Below are 16,769 nucleotides of genomic sequence, written 5' to 3' on the forward strand. Positions count from 1 at the left end.
CATCCACTAAATTTACAGATTATCAAACTGGAGACTTTGTAGGCTTATTAATTACGAGAAATGGCTATGCTACTTCAGATGCAGGTTGCCAATGGGGTACATTTATCATACTTCACCTAGATTCACAAATAAGTTTTGGATAGGTCGAATTTGGGGATATAAGTTCGTAAATTTCATTAAAATTGGATCATAAGTTCAGATTATGAGAACATTACACATTATACTGGTAACAGGCGTGTCATTCAGAATTACAATGTGGATACAGCAGCTTGGAAAAAGTATGAATTTCAAATTACCATGAAATAGCGAGCTATCGTGGAAATCTTTTGCAAATGGCGTATCATCAGTAGATATAAGCAGTTTGTCATGGAAAGCAATTCATGTTTTTATCATCGTTAATTCAAATAACCACGTGACTTTTTCGATTCCACTGGTCTATCCTCTGGTTCGTGCATCCGGCAATGAATTTCGATTTTATAATTTTGGTATGTATTTTAATTCTGGAACATATGTAGGCGGCAGAATAGGTGTGTCGATTCAGAGGATTTATATAGATTCAGTATTATTAAACGGGCAGGAAGTTAAAGAAAGTTCGCACATGTGGGTGTCTTATAGATAACTAAGGAAATCGTAATTTAACCGTGAAAATCTTACCCATCTTCCGGGTCAAAATGCTGCCTGATCTCCTCTTCTCTCCGCTCTCCTATTTTTATGTACAACAAAAAAGCCGCCATTTCTGCCGACTCAAAAAACTACTCCTCTCCTCTTCTATGCTGCGTATTTACGATACGACTCTCTCACGTTATCCTGCTTGATATTGCAGTAAATTAATGTGGTCTCTATCTTTGTGTGTCCCATCAGCACCATGACCTCCTCGATCCGCATTCCTCGATTCAAGAGATCTGTCGCAAAGGTTCGGCGAAATCGATGCGGATGCACATTTCCGACCCCTGCCTTTTTCCCTAAAGATTTCACAAGATATTGTACTCCCGCCACTGTCATGCAGCTATACGGCTTCTTCGCAGATACAAAAAGCGGTTTCTGCGCCAGTTCTTCCATTGTCAGCCCCTCTTTTGCCATTCTCCACCTTAGATATCGGTAGAGATGAAAGCAAGCTACGTCTGAGACGTATAATCTCCTCTCCTTTCGGCCCTTACCCATAACTTTGAACTCCTGCTTGTATAAATCTATATCTCCTACACTTAAGCTGCATAGCTCGGACACACGCACTCCCGTCGCATACAAAAACTCTATCAGTGCTCTATCCCGCGGACGCTCACAGGCGATCCGGAGGGCTTCCAGCTCCTGTGCCGAAAAGGCTTTTTTGATTGTGCTTTCGATCCGGAGTGATTCAATTCGCGCCACAGGATTATCTTTCACAAGGTTTTCTTTTTGTAGGAAGGTCCAGAAGCTATTTAGATACCGCATCCGCCCCTGCAGAGTGACCATGCTGATTTTATTCCGCTCCCGGAGCATTCCAAAATACCACCGTAGGTCCATTGTGGTGATATCTTCAATGTTCTTTTGGAGTGCATTCCGGCAGTTGGTAACTTCCCGGATGTACTGAGCCAGTGTGTTATCTTGTCGTCCGGAAACTTTTTACTGGCAACAAACAGCCGCATCTTTACAGTGTCGCTGTCTGTGCCAGTTGCCTGGAGTTCATTCTTCTCTTCTACTACTCTCACGCCGTGGAAATTGATGTACAGGACATTCTGCAACTTGTCCAACTGCTCCTCATCCAGGCTGTTGCTCATCGCATTTACTACATTCATCAATAATTCTTCAATCATAAAATCTCTCCCTTCTAGCTCTTTCAGAGTATCAAAAAGGAGAGATTCTGTAAAATTTACTCAGTTAAATTACGATTTCAAGATGCCACATATATGTCAGTTAAAACGGTTCCATAGTGTCGGTAAACTTTAATTGAGCCCCAGGAGTTGATCAGTAAAACGCTTCCTTTAGCATTATCGTATTTATTGATAAGTCCGATCCATGCCTCGGCAGAATTTCGGTACAGAAGTGCAGCTACACCAGTTTTAAAAGTATTCCAATTAGCATACATGTCATTTTTTATGCCGTTACTGTCGTTGGCACTGACAGTATGAAGAGCATTGGTAAATAAGGCCTCGCTATTTAACTGAGTAACCGCTTTCTCCGCCGCCACCAACCTTTTATCCAGCGCCGCGCCCTGCGTTCCCGCCAGAACGGTGGAGGCATCCGTTGCCAGAAGGTTATTTACAATCTTATTTTTATTGATAAGCTCATTCACAACCTTATTGGCAATCGCATCAATCAGCGCCTGCGCGGTACTCTCCCCTAAGGCACTCACTACCAAACCGTATGTATCGGTAATCTTGACTTTCGCAGCCGTTCCGTCAAAATCGCCCAAACCCTGAGCAATCTTTTTTGCTTCCGCTGCCGATGCTGCCGCTTGTGTCTTTGAATTATCCGCTGCCGCTGCGCTACTTGCCGCCGCTTTCTTCGAGGTATCCGCTGCTGTTGCACTTCCGGCCGCCTCACTCGCTTTGCTTGTGGCAGTTTCGATCGCGGACTGGATATCATCAACCGCTTTCTGTGCATTCTGCGATGCGCTGGAAGCATCCTCGGACGCCTGATTAACATTCTGCACCGTATCGTTCACAGTTCCTTGTATCTTCTCAAATGCCGCTACATTTGCCGCCCTGACATCCTTGCCGTAAGCCGCATCTTTCCAGGCTTTAATCTCTCCGCTTAAATCAATGTTATCAACCGCCATCTTTAGCCCTCCAATCCATCAACCAGCTCCTGTGCGTAGGATGTTACCGCAGCCACACTCTTAAGAACTGCCTTATCCACGATGATGCGATCCAAACGGATATTGTCCTTTACAATCACGCCATCATCATTGATCTCGCTGTAAACGATGCTTGCTCTTGTCCCAACTGCCGTATCAAAAATTGTAATTGCTGTTACTTTTTTCATTTCGTCAATCCCTCCATGTATTCCTGATAGTATCTTGCGCCGTCTTTGCCATATGTCTCTTTTTCTTTCTTTTCTCTCCGGTGAAACGCGTCCATTCGCTCCTGCTCAAGCCCTGCCTGCTTTGCTTTAATCTCCCAACCAAAGGACGCTCCGGCCGGACCTTTAACCACAAAATAACCAGAAGCCCTTTCTGTGACATAAAACGGAGCATCTGAGTAACCTTGAACAAATACCTGGTATTCCCCGAAGATGGTTTGCACAAACACCGGATCGATCCAGATGTAACACAAACCATCAGCTCCAATCTGCCCGCTTCCAATATCGCCAAACATTGGTGATGCTGTTTCATAGGCAGATAGACTAATTTTCCCGTAATTGGGAGTTTGTATTGTTCTGTGCTTCTTTCCGGTAACATTCAAATCACCTTCGACAGTCGCATCACCCGCAACATACATCTCATCTGGGTTGAGTTGAGCTGTCACAGATCCGTTTTCGTAAAATCCGATTCCAAAATGATATAACTCACAATAATTGCCATCTAAATTATCATCCATCCCATCGAACACCCTAAGATCGTCCGGAGTCATATGCATACATGTATACTTATCGGAAATTTTTACAGCCGACCACAAACCCTCATCGCCATTGCCAGAATCTCCTACATAATGAGATATATCGAAACTCACTGACACACCATCACCTGTAAGCAAAAAACTCTCGTTATCAAGTGAACAAATTGCATTTCCTGCAGTATCATACGCTTTCAATACACCGTTCGAATTGCCGACGCCGCCAAGCATCAGCGTCCCGCCCTTAATCCGGTCTGCGTACATTGTTCCAGATGTAATAAAATCCGCAATCAGATTTCCGTCGATGGTCCAGGCATTCCGATACACTCCATTGTATCCGCTGGTGGAAAATCCGATACCGTTCTTATTGAGCCGAATTACATTCTTGGCGTTGGCTTTTGTCGGCGCGTCCAGGATCAGTATTTCCTCCGGATGACCATTTTCAGACCGCCCGATCACTACATATCCGCCGAGTCCGCCGCTGATGAGCTGCGTTGCATTATTAATCTTCTGGTCGATGCCCTTTGTCGCCGCCTGTCCCACCTGCTCCACTTTCGCAGATAATTCCTTTTGGGATTTCGCCATGCTGCCAGATAACGTAGCAATCGTGCCGCCCAGAGAAACTGTGTCTTTTCCTGGCTCCTGCAGGTTTCGCGTACGTTCTTCCAGGATATACATAACATCCACACCGTGAGGACGGGATATAACCTTTGTCCAGTACCCAGTTTCCAAACGCTTGATATCGACATTCACGTTCGCCAGATCCACCGCCGTCAGCTTTAAAACATCACTCAAATAGATGGACTGCTCCAGATACGCCCGCGCCTTTTTGATGAGGTTTTCCGGCAGTGTGACATCCTCCCATTTGTGCTGACGGAAGATCCAGCCGTACCGCTGCACCGCATCCTCATCGTAAATAAAATCTTTGCCGCCATTCACGGATGTAATATCGACTGTTTTGGTGGTACTCTCTCCGCTGGAGGAGGTATCTTCCAGGTCTGCGCCGGTCGGAATCAGTGCGGTAAAAAGCTCCGTGGCATCCTGTGTCTTGCTGTAATCTGCCAGATTGACGCCGTACCGGATAACCTGATCGTTTGTCCCGCCGCCATCCGTCAGATAGTCCAGATAGCGCTTTCCAGCTTCGCACCGGGTCCGGAGATATCCGCCGTGGGTCTTTACCAGCTTATCCCGCAGGCAGTCCAGAGAACACGCATAATCAGAGTTGCTACGGTTAATGTAGTTGTTACTATCTACCACATTGACGCGCCCCAGAAGATACTGTTTACGTACCTCTACCTGTTCATTGTGAACCTTCAACACCTGAGTCATAAACTCCACAATACTGCCCTGGAACTCAAATGGCCGGATGATGCTATCGCATAGGTATGCGAGATCCGATTCGCAAGTGATTTGATGTGTCCGGTTAAACTCTTCTTCGGTCGTCATGCTCCGCCCTCGGAAGATCTCCATTCCGTCCTCATAAACAAATAATTCGGAAGACAGTGGCAGAATCTTGTCATAATACGGATGCTTCGGCGTAATCTTAAATTTAAGATACCCTGGAGAGTTGCCGGCATATTCTTTCAGCGTTGGATTCTCCAGCCGGAGAACCTGGTTCAAAAGCGGATATTCCTTTCCCTCCGTAACCACTGTAACTTTATACATCTACAGCACACCTCCTCTGAAATCAATCGACACGGTGCCGGTGCCAGTAAATTTCATAACGTTTGTTCCGGATCCCAGGATGATGTCATAGTTTTTATTGACTCCTTCTGTCAGCTCAAACGTCTTACCGCCTACCTCTACCGTCATGGCCGCACTGCAGGTAATCTCCGGAACTATCGGCATATCAGATCCGGTCACATCAACCGACAGGGAACCGGATATTGATATGCCGCTATATCCTCTGACTATGCCGTTCTCGAATGAAAACGGATCCCACAGCCAATTTTCCGCCGCTGTGTACCGTTCCATTTTAAATGGCTGCACATCGCCAGTAATCACAAAATCCGCCAGCACATCATTGCTTTTTGTCGTCTGCAATGAAAAACGCCCCTCATAGTAATAGTTCGGATCGTCTGGCAGAACGCACTTGATAACCTTTCCGTGCAACGTCTTGGCGATTTTACTGCTTAAATCATGCCATTCCGTGTAATCGTCAAACAGGGAAAAATTCAAGGTCAGCGTTCGGTTTTTATAACAAATCTGACCGTTTACCTCAGACAGATCCAGGAGCCCGTTCGCTCCTGGAATATCTAACAGATCCGTCTTAGCTTCGGGGAAGGAAATATTTATCGATTCCAATTTCAGCCCCCAGTCTGTAAAGGTTTTTATATCTGCCATCTGCACATCTGGATAAATCATCGTTCACTCTCCTTCCGCGCTCGTTCAATCTCGGTATCCACTGTAGGCGCTACAAGTGTGCCTACTTTTTCTCCATCCATTGTCACATCTCCGGTTATGCTGCCTTTTTCGAGGACAACCACTGTGCTTCCTTGTCCGCCGCCCGGCGTTGGTGCCGGCGGTACCTGATTCCCTGCTACCACAGTTCCGGATCTCTGTAATGCAATTCCCTGCATACTCTCCACCGCCCTTTGAGCAGAGCCAGCCGACGTTTTTTCCAGATTCGGTGTTTCTGCCACGATACCTCTCTCAAATCCGGCGATCATGTTCTTACCGATAACGTCCCGCATCAGCTTCGATGGGGAATGAATACCAAGGAAATCCTTTGCCGCGTCAAACGCTTTCTTCGCTGCATTCTTCGCCGCCTCTGCCAGCTTTCCAACCGAACCCGTGATTCCGGCTGTAATGCCTGTGATGATATTCTTTCCGATATTGCCCCACGACTGCCCTGTGAATCCCTTGACGATGCTCTGGGCGCCATTTTTCGCAAGACCTAAGAGTTTGGATGGCAGCGATGTGAGGGCACTCACAATGCCACTCAGGATGCTGGTAGCCGCTCCTTTAATCGCTCCGAGCATCCCTTTTAGGCCACTTGAAATTCCTTCACCTGCCTTTTTGGCAATTTCAAGAAGCTTTTGCGGTAAGCTCTGTATTGCTCCAACAATTGCTTTGAGTATCTCTGCAGCAGCTGAGGCAATCGCACCTACCATTGATATAATGCCATTTCTCAGCAGCGTAATAATATATATTCCAGAATTAACCCAGTTAAATGCCTGCAAGGTACTTACGATCGCCTGGATAATTTGCGGCAAGGCTGCAATAATATCCGGAATTGCCTGAATCAGTCCTTTTCCAAGAACCACTATCAACTGTACACCGGCCATTAACAGCTTTGGTGCGTTGTCATTGATGATTCCGGCAATGTTTATGATGATCTGCGGAACATACTGAAGCATCGCGGGCAGCCCGTCCATCAGACCCTGTGCCAGCTTTAATATCAAATCAATGCCGCCATCAACCAGTTTTCCGGCGTTGGAACGTAAGTTTCGGTAAAGCCTCTACCAGCGGAAGCCCCTGTTCGATAATCGACGGAAGATTCTCGGCAAACGCATTTGCCATCTGTCCAGCGGCTTCGATCATTCCCACGACGCCGCCTTCCTCAAACCCCTGCGTTAAGTTTGAGACTACATCGATTCCCAGCTTTGTGAAGTTCGTCAGCGGTTCCTTAACTGATTCATACAACTCCAAGGCGAGTGCTTGTGCCGCGGATCCCAGAATTGTCAGCTGCCCTTCCAGGTTATTCTGCATGGTTTCTGCCATTGCTGCCGCTGCACCATCGCAGTTTTCGATCGAACCTGCCAGTTTTTCATAGTCTGCATCCGACGCATTGATGATCGCCAGCATTCCGGACATAGCCTCTTTTCCGAACAGGGTTGCAGCTGCCTCCTCCTGCATCGCCGCCGTCATGCCATCCAACGATTCTTTACCGAGGGAAGATGCAAGCTGATATAGCTCTTCCTCCGAGAGCTGTCTTTCTTTCGTCAGCTTGATTCCAAGTTTCTGCTTTGCCTGAGCCTTAATCTCTTCTTTGGTCATATCCTTGATAAGCTCAACGCCTTCAAGGTATGCGATTTGTGCATTCCGCTGCTCTCCACTTAACCCTGACAGGCTGTCTGCCAGCCCCTCCGCTGTAAGTTTCTGCTCCGCCATCGCATAGTTCTGAGCACGCTCAGCGTCCGTGGTAATCGCAAACTTGTCTCGCAGATCCCCGATCAACTCACCAAACGGCTTTATACTTCCATCGGCATTTTGGATCGATATGCCAAGCCGCTCCATGACGCCCCGCATATCATCCGTTGGCTTTACCATGTTTACCAGCGCCGCTTTCAGTGAGGTGCCCGCCTGGCTGGCTTTGATACCGGAGTTCGCCATCAATCCGACCGCCAGCGCCACATCCTCCGCCGAATATCCCATCGCACCAGCGACCGGAGCCACGTATTTAAACGTCTCACCCATCATGCTGACGTTGGTGTTTGCGTTGGAGGATGCCTGTGCCAGTATATCCGCAAAATGAGTAGAATCCTGTGCCGACAAGCCGAACGCGGTAAGTGCGTCTGTGACAATATCAGAAGTCGTAGCCAGATCTTCGCCGGATGCCGCGGCAAGGTTCATGATACCCTCAATGCCGTTCAGCATATCGCTGGTTTTCCAGCCTGCCATTGCCATGTACTGCATCGCCTCGGCGGATTCGGTGGCGCTGAACTTCGTCTTTGCGCCCATTTCTTTCGCTTTATCTGTCAGGGCTGCCAGGTCCTCGCCGGTCGCACCGGAGATTGCCTCTACTTTCGACATCCCCGACTCAAAGCTCATGCCGATATCAAGGACAGCCCCGGCGGCATTCTTGGCCTGTGATACAACGCCGGTCAGCATATTTCCGGCAAAAACAGACAGCGCATTCTTTCCAATCTCACTAAACTTTGAGAATCCTGACTGCGCTGTTCCATTAATCTCGTCTAAGCCTTTTTTGACTCCGCTACTATCCAGTTCCGTGCCAATCTTTACAGTTCCATCATAGCCCATTCATTTCACCTCGCCTCTCGGACAAGAGAAAATCATCGGCTCATAATGGCTCTACTTGATTTGCTCTCCATTCTTTATCTTAATTTCAAATTCTTTTCCACAATTCCGCCCTTTACACGGTACGGTTATCCCATGACAATCTGATTTTTCAGAAAAAAAAATAAGCATGGAATAACCGCAGTAAGGGCACTTTACCCGTTTTGGCATTCTTCCATCCTTCTTTTCACATACGCCCGCATATCTGCGTTACGCTTTGCCAGTCTCAACCGACTATCCATCGTTGCCTGCGGCTCTTCCAGGGAATAAAGTGTCCGCATCTGCTTGATATACGCTTTTTGCTCTTTTCCCATTCCTTTGGTATCACAGGTCCGCCAGTACATGACCTTCGCCATCCGGGTGTTTTCATCCAACGCCTCGAACATCGCCAGGAACTCCCACCAATGCAGGGAGTCGTTCGGCGTCTGCCTGAGATTGATGCTGTACTGCTGCCGGAATGCCGCGTAGATAAGCGGGGCATCCTTCAAAAAACAGTATCCCCGCCGCGCTGTTCGTTTTTTTGCTCCGCTGCCCTTCCGGACAGACTCCCCGCCGCGGTGGAACCAGAGCATATAATCAACTGCCGCATCCAGATCCGGCGGGATATTGCGGGCATAGAACAGATTCAGCGCATTGAGCATCTTCTGTTCGTCGCTGATGTCCTGCCGGAACATTTCAATCTCCGCTGCCATCATGGTGCGGTAGCCAAAAGAAATGTCATAAACTATCCCACCAATGCGTGCCGTACCGGGAAGTTTGTCAAACGTTACTGACCATTTCATTTGATCTCATCCATTGAAAATCCGAGCAGCGTTTCTTTCTGTTTTTTGATTCCTAAAAGCATATCAATGTAAGCGCCTTTCGCCTCTTCCAGATCATCACAGTCTTCCAGAACATCCTCGCCTGTTGATTCTTTAACAAAAGTACGAAACATTTCAATCTCTGCTGCAATAATCTCGCTGAGTGTCCCCTTTTTATTGACTTCCTTTTCCGTCTTGCTCATCTTGTCAAGAGCCTTTTCAAATGCTGCGGCATCCTTTAAACGCCCGATTTTAAAATCAACTTCTCTTCCTCTGATCTGCATGTTTATCCTCCTATTCCGCTGAATATGTATACTCCGCCGGTTCTGCCCCAATCTTCTGCAGGTTGATATCGATAGACGATGATTCTCCCGCATTGCCGCCGCCCTCTGAATTGACGATTACGGACACTTGACCTTTCTCACCTTTACCATTGAGCATACAGAAGTACACATAATTCGTTACCGCTGCGTTACCTTTCGCATATTTCATCGCATGGGACAGCATGAAATCCTGCGCCGGATCGCCGATATAACGATCGCCGGATACCGCAAAGGATCTTGCTGTTCCAGTCTTCTGGGTCGATTTTCCGGCACGGATATAGGTTTTTTCTGACGTTACCGGGTTAAGATTCGCATCCAGTCCCTCGACGCCCATCTGGACAACCTCATAATTTTTTACTTCTGTAGCTGCTTCTGCCGACGGCCTGGTATCAATCGCCAGTACCCAGTCATCTGCCGTTACCCAGCCTTCATAAGATGCGTTTGGTGTAACGCCTGCCATTAATTCACTGATTTTCATCGCTTGTCTCCTTTCTCAAAATAGACAATCCGGCACTGTACCATGTACCGCGCCATTCCTTCCTTTACATTGACGCCCGCCAGATTTGGCATATTCTGGAGCGTCTCCATCTTCTTTATCTGGCAACTATTCGGAAATTCCGGATAGTTCCGCTTTTTATTCTGCTCTTCCAGCCAATCCATGAAAGCCTGGGCGAAATTCATCGCCGTGAGGTTCAGATCGTCCGTATCGGTCGAATACGGCTGCACAATTATAATCGAGAAACCATATTCTTTTTCAGACCCCCAAAGATACTTTTTAAGCAGCTTGTCCGAATAGTTTGTTACCAGCGAAATGCCGCTGTAATCATCCGAATAGTTAAATTCCAGGTACTGACCCGCCAGCTCCTCGGCTTTTGGTTGGAAGAACGCCGTCACTGCATCATGCTTTGTCATGTCACTTACCTCCGAGATAGTTTTCCAGTGCCCGCACCAGATCGCCCTTGCGCGCCCTCATCATAGCCTTGTCCCATTCGGATGTAGCCTGCGGATGGCGGAAATGGCTGTATTTCAGCTTCTTTCCGGTGGAGGACTTGTGTGGTGGGGAATAATATCCCATCACAGCGCCGCCATCCATCAGCGGATAGTTCGGACCGTATGCCACGCCCTTGTATTGGTAATGAGCATATGGCGATTGATACTCAATCACACCAGTGTCTCCCTCTACATGGACACTGACATTCTGGGCAAGTGCCAGGCTGTCAGCCGGAACATACGGATCCATCAGCCGTTTTGCCTCGTTGGCGAGAAACAGAAGACCATCATTGCCCCTTGTTTTCTCTTTGGCAATCTGATCCGATGTTTTATTCCATTTGATTTCGACATCCATCATCAGCCCCCCAGTCTGTAGTGCTTCGCCATCCGATAGGCGGTATTGTCTGAATATGCGCTGACAAGAAACGCATTCGGCTTATTCCGGCGCAGGACTTCCGCCGCCGTGTTAGGGCTTTTTCCAGTGATCTCGTCCGCACATTCGCCTAACACTACTACATCCCCCGGAGACACCGAAAAATCGCTTCCAGCCGCTTCCAGGGGAATACGTACTGTGTAGGTGTTCGTCTGCGATGCTTCAGTATCATTCTGAACCACGGTGATCCCAGACTTCCAAAAACATTGCTCGAACACACTCTTGCTCCACGCCGTTCCAACCTTCCGGAAGACTGTAATTATCTGATTGTAATTCGGGTTCATTCTCACACCCCCCGATAAAGCAGTGGCGTATTTCCCAGATACCGGCAGATGATCTCCCGGCACTTTTTCCGTTTCCCCTCTTCGGTGTAAATCGACCTTGACAGGTCAATCGTGCCGGATTCTCCGTCGTTGGAATACGATGTCAACGGACCGCCAAAATCAGATGTGCTCTGCGAAGCCTTGTCCGCCCGATAGAGCAGTTCTGTCAGCTCACAGGTGCAATCTTTCACACCCTCCGTCAAAAGGCTGATATTCGCCTTGATTCGGTCGAATGTATAGCTGTCTACGATCCGCTCCGCCTGCTTTTCCCAGAACAGGAAATCCGCATCCGGCACCGCAGGGGAACGCCCCTGCAGATAACCAGAAATGTAATAGTCCCGCGTTGCATAAGCCATTGCATCAGCTCCTTACTAGGCCTGCGCTACCAGAGTGATCGCCTTGTTTACGGCAGAAGCGTCAACCGTGAACGTCTCCGTTACCGGAACAAAGCCTTTCTTCGTGATCTTTGCCGCATAGGTGCCTTTTCTCAGGTTAAACTCCGCTTTACCAGCCGAATCCGTCTTAAGGATCGCACCATCTACGTTGATACGGACATCCTCATAGGCCGTCGGGCTGGACTCTTTGCCATCCGTTACCGTAAAGGTTACCTTCTGGGTAACAGCCGGAGTGCCCGGCTCCAGATAAGCAAATGTGCAGCCGGTACGATCCTCATTGAGGCGGGTTGCCGGATTCGGGAGCGCCCAGCCCATGCGGAATACTACACGAAGCGCAATCATATCCTGCTGTGCCAGGTTATAAACGATATCCTTCGTATTCGGATCCTGGATAACGCCCTCTGTCAGCAGTTTTACGGTAATATCCTGGCGAATCGCGTAAACAGCCTTGGAGAAATCGCCGACAACCAGCTGTGCGATATCCGGCATGAAGGAACCGTTCTCCGGGAACTGGATCGGTACGCCATCCAGCGCATACTTGCTGGAATCCTGCATATTATGTGTGAAAATCGGCTGCTTGTTTGAATCACGCAGTCCTCTCAGCTTGGACTTGAACGTCATCGGGGCGATTGCTCCGGTTACCGCATAGCCATCATCCTCAACTTTAGAAAATACACCGCCCTCTCCAAGGGTCAGATCGTAGTAGTCCTTGCCGGAAGATGGGGAAACATTGTTCCCAGCCTGACGCGCCAGGGTAATGATATCTGCCTGCCACTCTCTCGGTCTGTTATCGCCAAAGATAATTGCCGCATCGACTCTCTGACCGATTGCCTCATTGACTCTTGGGGTAATCTCGCCCAGAATATCAATCTCGGCATCATCAAATACAGACTCCGGAATCGGCACGATAACCGCCAGCTCTGCCGCAGTCAGGTATACGTTGTCCCACGCCTGCATAGAGGTCTGCTTCATTCCAGTATCTCCATCCACCCAATAAGCCGTCGGAAGAAAATCCAGAACGCGGATACGGGTCTGCTTGGATGTCATGTTTGGAAGCTTGCGCGCCATCCCCATGAATGCGGACTGTTTCGGTGCATCCTGGAAGATGGTAGATACAATCTGCTCACGGATTAAAGCTTCAACTGCTGATCTATCTGTGATATTTACTGCCATATTTTACTCTCCTTTTCCGAACAGGTTTCTCAGTGCTTCGTTCGCCTGTTCTCTCTTTGTCTGTGCATCGTTATTGATGCCTGATGTGCTGCTTACCACTCTCGGAACCGGCGCAGAACTGCCAAACAGGTAATCATTATCCTTTTTAACCGCTGCCAGAGCCGCGTCAATGTCCTGTGTCTGATTCTTCGATGCCTTTAAGCCATCCACATCCAGAAGCGCCATGATCGCGCGCTCGTTCTTGCCGGATGCCTTCCGGATCGCCTCCTTGACCGCCGCATCAAATGCATAATCAGATTTGATTTTCTCGATCTCCGCATCCTTGCCCTTCATCTGCTCGGATAATTCATTGATTTTGGTCTGGAGTCCCGCTGCATCGATCCCCTCCATTGCTTTCAGGGATGCCTGTGCGGTCGCAAGCTGATTCTTATAGCCGTCCCTCTCCGCCGTCAGGGAGTTCACCTGCTTTCCGGCCTCCGCCATGATATAATCAATCTGTTCCTGTGTCAGTCCTTTTTCCTTGAGTGCCTCAGTCTTAAAAATTGCCATGTTGCTTCCTTTCTCGGCTTTTTCCGATGGGTAGCCGTCCATCTTAAAAGTAGGCTTTTACGGCAGCCACGCCAAAAGGGTATAAAAATAACACACATTTCTGCGTGCTGATTACTGATTTTGGGTATAAAAATACCACCTATCTGCTGACGGGTGGTATTTAATCGTCCCTATGGTTCGGACATTGCAAGCATGTTTTTTTATAATCTGGAGTTTCTAACACCTTCTCGGGAATTGTCCATTCTGGTGCCAGCCCTTCCACATTCATGTGGATGTCATAGCATATTCCTTCATCAATTTCCGCATCCATTAACGGACAGCTAAGTTTTTTTATTGCCATATTGTTCTGCCACCTCCCTTATTTTCAGTGTTGGCTCATCAAATTGCTCTTTCTTAAATGCGGTTCTTATATTTCTATTTTTCACATCCACATACGTCGCACCGTTAGGGCTGTAATAATTTATAAACTGACCATTCCATCTTGTAAGAGAAATATCCGCTTCTTGGATAAACTTTTCTGCGTCGGCTCTGGTAACTCCGTGTAGGCGTTCGTCATTGATATGCTCCGTATCGTAAGTAAATCCAGAGACATCCACTTTATCTGGATTCAGTTTCGGAACTCCTCGAATCTTCGCTTCTGCTAGCTCTACCTTTATTCTATCATTTTTCTCCGACTCTTCAAGCCTTTTCTGTTCTGTCTTTGTTGGTGTAAACCGCCCGCGCAGACCATCTTGTGTGATCCGCTGCTTCCGCTCTGGCAGATGCATTGTCTTTGAAAAATCAGCATATTTCTGCAACTGTCCCTGATACTTGGCTTTTTTGAGAATAACATCCTTTTCATCCGCGCCGCCCGTCTGCAACAGCTTCACCTGCTGCCGGGTCGCACGCATATTCCTCTCCATCTTGCGCTGCTCCTGTAACGCCTCATAAGTGGTATAGGACTTGCCGTAATAATCTTTCGGAGTATTTTCTTCATCCAGCATCTCCTGCAGCTGATCGTCGGTATATGTCCGCGTGGACATACCAGGGATAAACGGACTGTAATCATGATAGCAGTTTGCTCCATGCAATCCAGTCACCGTACCGAGTCCGCAAACGCTCTGAAGCTGTTCCATCGTCCAGACCCGTCCCTGCCAAGGTTGATGCGATGGGCGGGCACCCACATGATAAGAAACCTCATAGCTGTTCGTTTTGAGGTCTGCTGCCACCTGTTCGTTTATCTTACCCTGCACCTGCCGAAATCCTGTTAAAACCGCTCTCCTAGCTGCTACGTCCACGCGGCTGTGAACACCGGAATCATAATCAATCCACCGAAGTCCTGAGTTCGTCATGCGGCTCACGGTACGCTTGAGGACAGTCCCATAGTCAAACCCGCCAGACTGTATATCCAGAACAGCATTATCCAGCGTGGAGCGGTAGAACGTCATAAGCGGCGATGCCTGTATGCGTCCATCAGGTCCGCGAATCGCGAAGCCCATTGAACCGGCGATATTCTTATATTCTCCCGAAAGCTGAGACTTGACCGCTTCGGTCAGCCGGATGAGCGGCGTGTTCTCTTCGAACGGCAGCATCTTGACGCCGGATGCTTTGTAGGCTCTGGAGTGCTGATAATACTGCTCATACACTTCATCCGAAAAAATGTGTTCCATTTCCTCGTCACTCTTCTGCAGTGTTTCCTGCACCCAGTCTTTTATTTCTGATTCTGCCTTTCCGAGTTCCTCCAGCCTCCGGATCTGCCAGTCAGACGAAGCAGTCGAAAAGCCTGCGTCTTTGATTCGCCTGGCAACATCCGACATGATACGGATCTCCAATTCCGAAAACAAGTTTCCGGTTTTCAGCGCCAGTTTTTCAAGTTCTCCCTGCGTCACTCAATCACTTCCCCTGTGCTGCTGATTTCACTGATTGCAGCTTTGGCTTCCTCTTCGGTTTCTCCGTACCACTTCATTCGGTACTCATACAGAGCCATCGCACCCATCGCCACATCCGCGCGGTCATTATCTCGTTCGGCTTTCGCATCGACCACAATGGAATCATCCCACTGGAAGGACAGATGATAGGCTCCGGCAGGACATAGAGAATAAATGTCGCACCAGAATGCCATCGCATCCACCAAATCCGTCAGTGCCTTCTGCAGGGCTCTCTGACAGTCTGAAATGAAATCATAGGATCTCTGCTTACTGGCTTTGATTTCCTCCGCCGTCTTATCCGTGTTGTTCGGATCCGACAGAGTACCGTAAGCCAGATTACAGCGGAACTCAATCAGGCGCATCTGCTGATTCCATCCGTTGTAATATGACGAATCACGGATAGCCGGGGAAAAGACATCCAGAAGCGGCTTGTCCTGCGCGCCAGCGGCATATTCGACGCCCCTGTACAGACGTTCCTTGCCGCCCGGATACTCATAGCTGTTTGTATCTGGATTGTATTTAAGCAAGCTCTGAGCGATATGTACCGCCGTTTCCTTGCTGTCATACTCCCAGTTAATCTGTGAATACCGCCGATCTGCATCCTCAATCTGTTTAATTGCCCGTGAATAAACAGAAACGCCCAGCGGACTGCCGGAATCTTTGTTATTTCCAAGCGGCACCGCAAAATACCCAATCGGCAGCTTGCTGACACCAGAAAACTGCATTTCTTCCGCCAGTTCCGACCATCTTGGAACGCTTCCGATCGAAATCTCCGAGCCTAAAGTTCCCTTTGTCCTCGCCACGAAGACCCGGTTCTTAATTGAGAGCGTGTCTCCATCCAGCGAATACAATTCGATTCGGCTATAAATGGCATTGCCCTTCCGGAACTGATCCAAAAAGGCACAGCGCGTCATTTTCTCAGAGTCAAAATCCAGTGGGAAGAACATATCCGCCTGGATGTACTGGATCGCGATACCATTTACGGAAACATACGGTTTGAATACCATGCTGCCTTTCGCAAAGGCATATTCTGTCTGAACCCGGAGCTTTCCAAGAACGTTTTGATACATGCTGTTTAGAAAATCCGCTCTCGGACTGCCATCAACCTTGCTCTGTAATTCCAGGGTCGTAAGTCTGGCAATCTCTCCCGCCACCGTTGCCGGGATATTCGCGTTATCTATCTCATGGAGCCACGGCGATTTTTCTTCATACATCCGGGACCACAATTCAATTAAGGCACTGCTCCGCCCGGACATGGCAAAATCAATCTGCTCATTTCCAAGGACTTTCCGCAATGCCTCATACATTTTCGTATAATCCATTTTTC

20 protein-coding genes are annotated in these 16,769 nt (G+C 48.3%); all 20 read right to left on the bottom strand.

Annotated features, from left to right (window positions below):
- Positions 1-768: 768 nt before the first annotated feature.
- Positions 769-1,380 carry a tyrosine-type recombinase/integrase gene (locus tag DWX91_RS17390; RefSeq protein ID WP_243099009.1) on the bottom strand — a complete coding sequence of 204 codons (612 nt, stop codon included), beginning with the start codon at positions 1,378-1,380 and terminating at the stop codon, positions 769-771.
- Positions 1,381-1,415: 35 nt separating this feature from the next.
- Positions 1,416-1,790, bottom strand: coding sequence for a hypothetical protein (locus tag DWX91_RS17395; protein WP_243099010.1), 375 nt, complete (start codon positions 1,788-1,790; stop codon positions 1,416-1,418).
- A 77-nt stretch (positions 1,791-1,867) separates the two neighbouring features.
- Positions 1,868-2,755 carry a hypothetical protein gene (locus tag DWX91_RS08790; RefSeq protein WP_118538656.1) on the bottom strand — a complete coding sequence of 296 codons (888 nt, stop codon included), beginning with the start codon at positions 2,753-2,755 and terminating at the stop codon, positions 1,868-1,870.
- 2 nt (positions 2,756-2,757) lie between these two features.
- On the bottom strand, positions 2,758-2,961 hold the full coding sequence (locus DWX91_RS08795; RefSeq protein ID WP_118472278.1) for a hypothetical protein: 204 nt from the start codon (positions 2,959-2,961) through the stop codon (positions 2,758-2,760).
- A complete protein-coding gene (locus DWX91_RS08800; protein WP_118472277.1) occupies positions 2,958-5,195 on the bottom strand; it encodes a phage tail spike protein in 2,238 nt (745 codons plus the stop codon). The genes DWX91_RS08795 and DWX91_RS08800 overlap by 4 nt, the downstream gene beginning before the upstream one ends.
- Entirely contained in the window at positions 5,196-5,894 is a 699-nt protein-coding gene (locus DWX91_RS08805; protein WP_118472276.1) for a mtfA protein, read from the bottom strand.
- On the bottom strand, positions 5,891-6,934 hold the full coding sequence (locus DWX91_RS08810) for a hypothetical protein (RefSeq protein WP_118538658.1): 1,044 nt from the start codon (positions 6,932-6,934) through the stop codon (positions 5,891-5,893). Before DWX91_RS08810 ends, DWX91_RS08805 begins: the two co-directional genes overlap by 4 nt.
- 13 nt (positions 6,935-6,947) lie before the next feature.
- Entirely contained in the window at positions 6,948-8,513 is a 1,566-nt protein-coding gene (locus DWX91_RS08815; protein ID WP_118538660.1) for a phage tail tape measure protein, read from the bottom strand.
- Between the two features lie 191 nt (positions 8,514-8,704).
- Entirely contained in the window at positions 8,705-9,331 is a 627-nt protein-coding gene (locus DWX91_RS08820) for a Gp15 family bacteriophage protein (protein WP_118472274.1), read from the bottom strand.
- A complete protein-coding gene (locus DWX91_RS08825) occupies positions 9,328-9,633 on the bottom strand; it encodes a hypothetical protein (protein WP_118472273.1) in 306 nt (101 codons plus the stop codon). Before DWX91_RS08825 ends, DWX91_RS08820 begins: the two co-directional genes overlap by 4 nt.
- Before the next feature lie 10 nt (positions 9,634-9,643).
- Positions 9,644-10,150: a phage tail tube protein gene (locus tag DWX91_RS08830; protein ID WP_118472272.1), complete on the bottom strand. Its 507-nt coding sequence runs from the start codon at positions 10,148-10,150 to the stop codon at positions 9,644-9,646.
- Positions 10,147-10,584 carry a hypothetical protein gene (locus DWX91_RS08835; protein ID WP_118472271.1) on the bottom strand — a complete coding sequence of 146 codons (438 nt, stop codon included), beginning with the start codon at positions 10,582-10,584 and terminating at the stop codon, positions 10,147-10,149. Before DWX91_RS08835 ends, DWX91_RS08830 begins: the two co-directional genes overlap by 4 nt.
- Before the next feature lies 1 nt (position 10,585).
- Positions 10,586-11,020 carry a minor capsid protein gene (locus DWX91_RS08840; RefSeq protein WP_118472270.1) on the bottom strand — a complete coding sequence of 145 codons (435 nt, stop codon included), beginning with the start codon at positions 11,018-11,020 and terminating at the stop codon, positions 10,586-10,588.
- Entirely contained in the window at positions 11,020-11,379 is a 360-nt protein-coding gene (locus DWX91_RS08845) for a DUF6751 family protein (RefSeq protein WP_118472269.1), read from the bottom strand. Before DWX91_RS08845 ends, DWX91_RS08840 begins: the two co-directional genes overlap by 1 nt.
- A gap of 2 nt (positions 11,380-11,381) precedes the next feature.
- Positions 11,382-11,774 carry a hypothetical protein gene (locus DWX91_RS08850; protein ID WP_118472268.1) on the bottom strand — a complete coding sequence of 131 codons (393 nt, stop codon included), beginning with the start codon at positions 11,772-11,774 and terminating at the stop codon, positions 11,382-11,384.
- A 15-nt stretch (positions 11,775-11,789) separates the two neighbouring features.
- Positions 11,790-12,986 carry a phage major capsid protein gene (locus DWX91_RS08855; protein WP_118472267.1) on the bottom strand — a complete coding sequence of 399 codons (1,197 nt, stop codon included), beginning with the start codon at positions 12,984-12,986 and terminating at the stop codon, positions 11,790-11,792.
- Between the two features lie 3 nt (positions 12,987-12,989).
- Positions 12,990-13,535 (bottom strand): phage scaffolding protein, encoded by a 546-nt coding sequence (locus DWX91_RS08860; RefSeq protein WP_182431286.1) that lies wholly within the window; start codon positions 13,533-13,535, stop codon positions 12,990-12,992.
- A gap of 160 nt (positions 13,536-13,695) precedes the next feature.
- Entirely contained in the window at positions 13,696-13,875 is a 180-nt protein-coding gene (locus tag DWX91_RS08865; protein ID WP_118472265.1) for a hypothetical protein, read from the bottom strand.
- Positions 13,856-15,403 carry a phage minor capsid protein gene (locus DWX91_RS08870; RefSeq protein WP_118472264.1) on the bottom strand — a complete coding sequence of 516 codons (1,548 nt, stop codon included), beginning with the start codon at positions 15,401-15,403 and terminating at the stop codon, positions 13,856-13,858. Before DWX91_RS08870 ends, DWX91_RS08865 begins: the two co-directional genes overlap by 20 nt.
- Positions 15,400-16,764, bottom strand: a complete 1,365-nt coding sequence (locus tag DWX91_RS08875) for a phage portal protein (RefSeq protein WP_118472263.1) — start codon at positions 16,762-16,764, stop codon at positions 15,400-15,402. The genes DWX91_RS08870 and DWX91_RS08875 overlap by 4 nt, the downstream gene beginning before the upstream one ends.
- Between the last annotated feature and the right edge of the window lie 5 nt (positions 16,765-16,769).

Origin of the sequence: Clostridium sp. AF22-10, from assembly GCF_003478725.1 — a bacterium.
Taxonomy (GTDB): Bacteria; Bacillota; Clostridia; order Lachnospirales; family Lachnospiraceae; genus Otoolea; species Otoolea fessa.

Excerpts from the sequence above, each read along its gene's own strand:
- DWX91_RS17395 (WP_243099010.1), bottom strand. The coding sequence starts at position 1,790 with ATGATTGAAGAATTATTGATGAATGTAGTAAATGCGATGAGCAACAGC.
- DWX91_RS08790 (WP_118538656.1), bottom strand. The coding sequence starts at position 2,755 with ATGGCGGTTGATAACATTGATTTAAGCGGAGAGATTAAAGCCTGGAAA.
- DWX91_RS08795 (WP_118472278.1), bottom strand. The coding sequence starts at position 2,961 with ATGAAAAAAGTAACAGCAATTACAATTTTTGATACGGCAGTTGGGACA.
- DWX91_RS08800 (WP_118472277.1), bottom strand. The coding sequence starts at position 5,195 with ATGTATAAAGTTACAGTGGTTACGGAGGGAAAGGAATATCCGCTTTTG.
- DWX91_RS08805 (WP_118472276.1), bottom strand. The coding sequence starts at position 5,894 with ATGATTTATCCAGATGTGCAGATGGCAGATATAAAAACCTTTACAGAC.
- DWX91_RS08815 (WP_118538660.1), bottom strand. The coding sequence starts at position 8,513 with ATGGGCTATGATGGAACTGTAAAGATTGGCACGGAACTGGATAGTAGC.
- DWX91_RS08820 (WP_118472274.1), bottom strand. The coding sequence starts at position 9,331 with ATGAAATGGTCAGTAACGTTTGACAAACTTCCCGGTACGGCACGCATT.
- DWX91_RS08825 (WP_118472273.1), bottom strand. The coding sequence starts at position 9,633 with ATGCAGATCAGAGGAAGAGAAGTTGATTTTAAAATCGGGCGTTTAAAG.
- DWX91_RS08830 (WP_118472272.1), bottom strand. The coding sequence starts at position 10,150 with ATGAAAATCAGTGAATTAATGGCAGGCGTTACACCAAACGCATCTTAT.
- DWX91_RS08835 (WP_118472271.1), bottom strand. The coding sequence starts at position 10,584 with ATGACAAAGCATGATGCAGTGACGGCGTTCTTCCAACCAAAAGCCGAG.
- DWX91_RS08840 (WP_118472270.1), bottom strand. The coding sequence starts at position 11,020 with ATGATGGATGTCGAAATCAAATGGAATAAAACATCGGATCAGATTGCC.
- DWX91_RS08845 (WP_118472269.1), bottom strand. The coding sequence starts at position 11,379 with ATGAACCCGAATTACAATCAGATAATTACAGTCTTCCGGAAGGTTGGA.
- DWX91_RS08850 (WP_118472268.1), bottom strand. The coding sequence starts at position 11,774 with ATGGCTTATGCAACGCGGGACTATTACATTTCTGGTTATCTGCAGGGG.
- DWX91_RS08855 (WP_118472267.1), bottom strand. The coding sequence starts at position 12,986 with ATGGCAGTAAATATCACAGATAGATCAGCAGTTGAAGCTTTAATCCGT.
- DWX91_RS08860 (WP_182431286.1), bottom strand. The coding sequence starts at position 13,535 with ATGGCAATTTTTAAGACTGAGGCACTCAAGGAAAAAGGACTGACACAG.
- DWX91_RS08865 (WP_118472265.1), bottom strand. The coding sequence starts at position 13,875 with ATGGCAATAAAAAAACTTAGCTGTCCGTTAATGGATGCGGAAATTGAT.
- DWX91_RS08875 (WP_118472263.1), bottom strand. The coding sequence starts at position 16,764 with ATGGATTATACGAAAATGTATGAGGCATTGCGGAAAGTCCTTGGAAAT.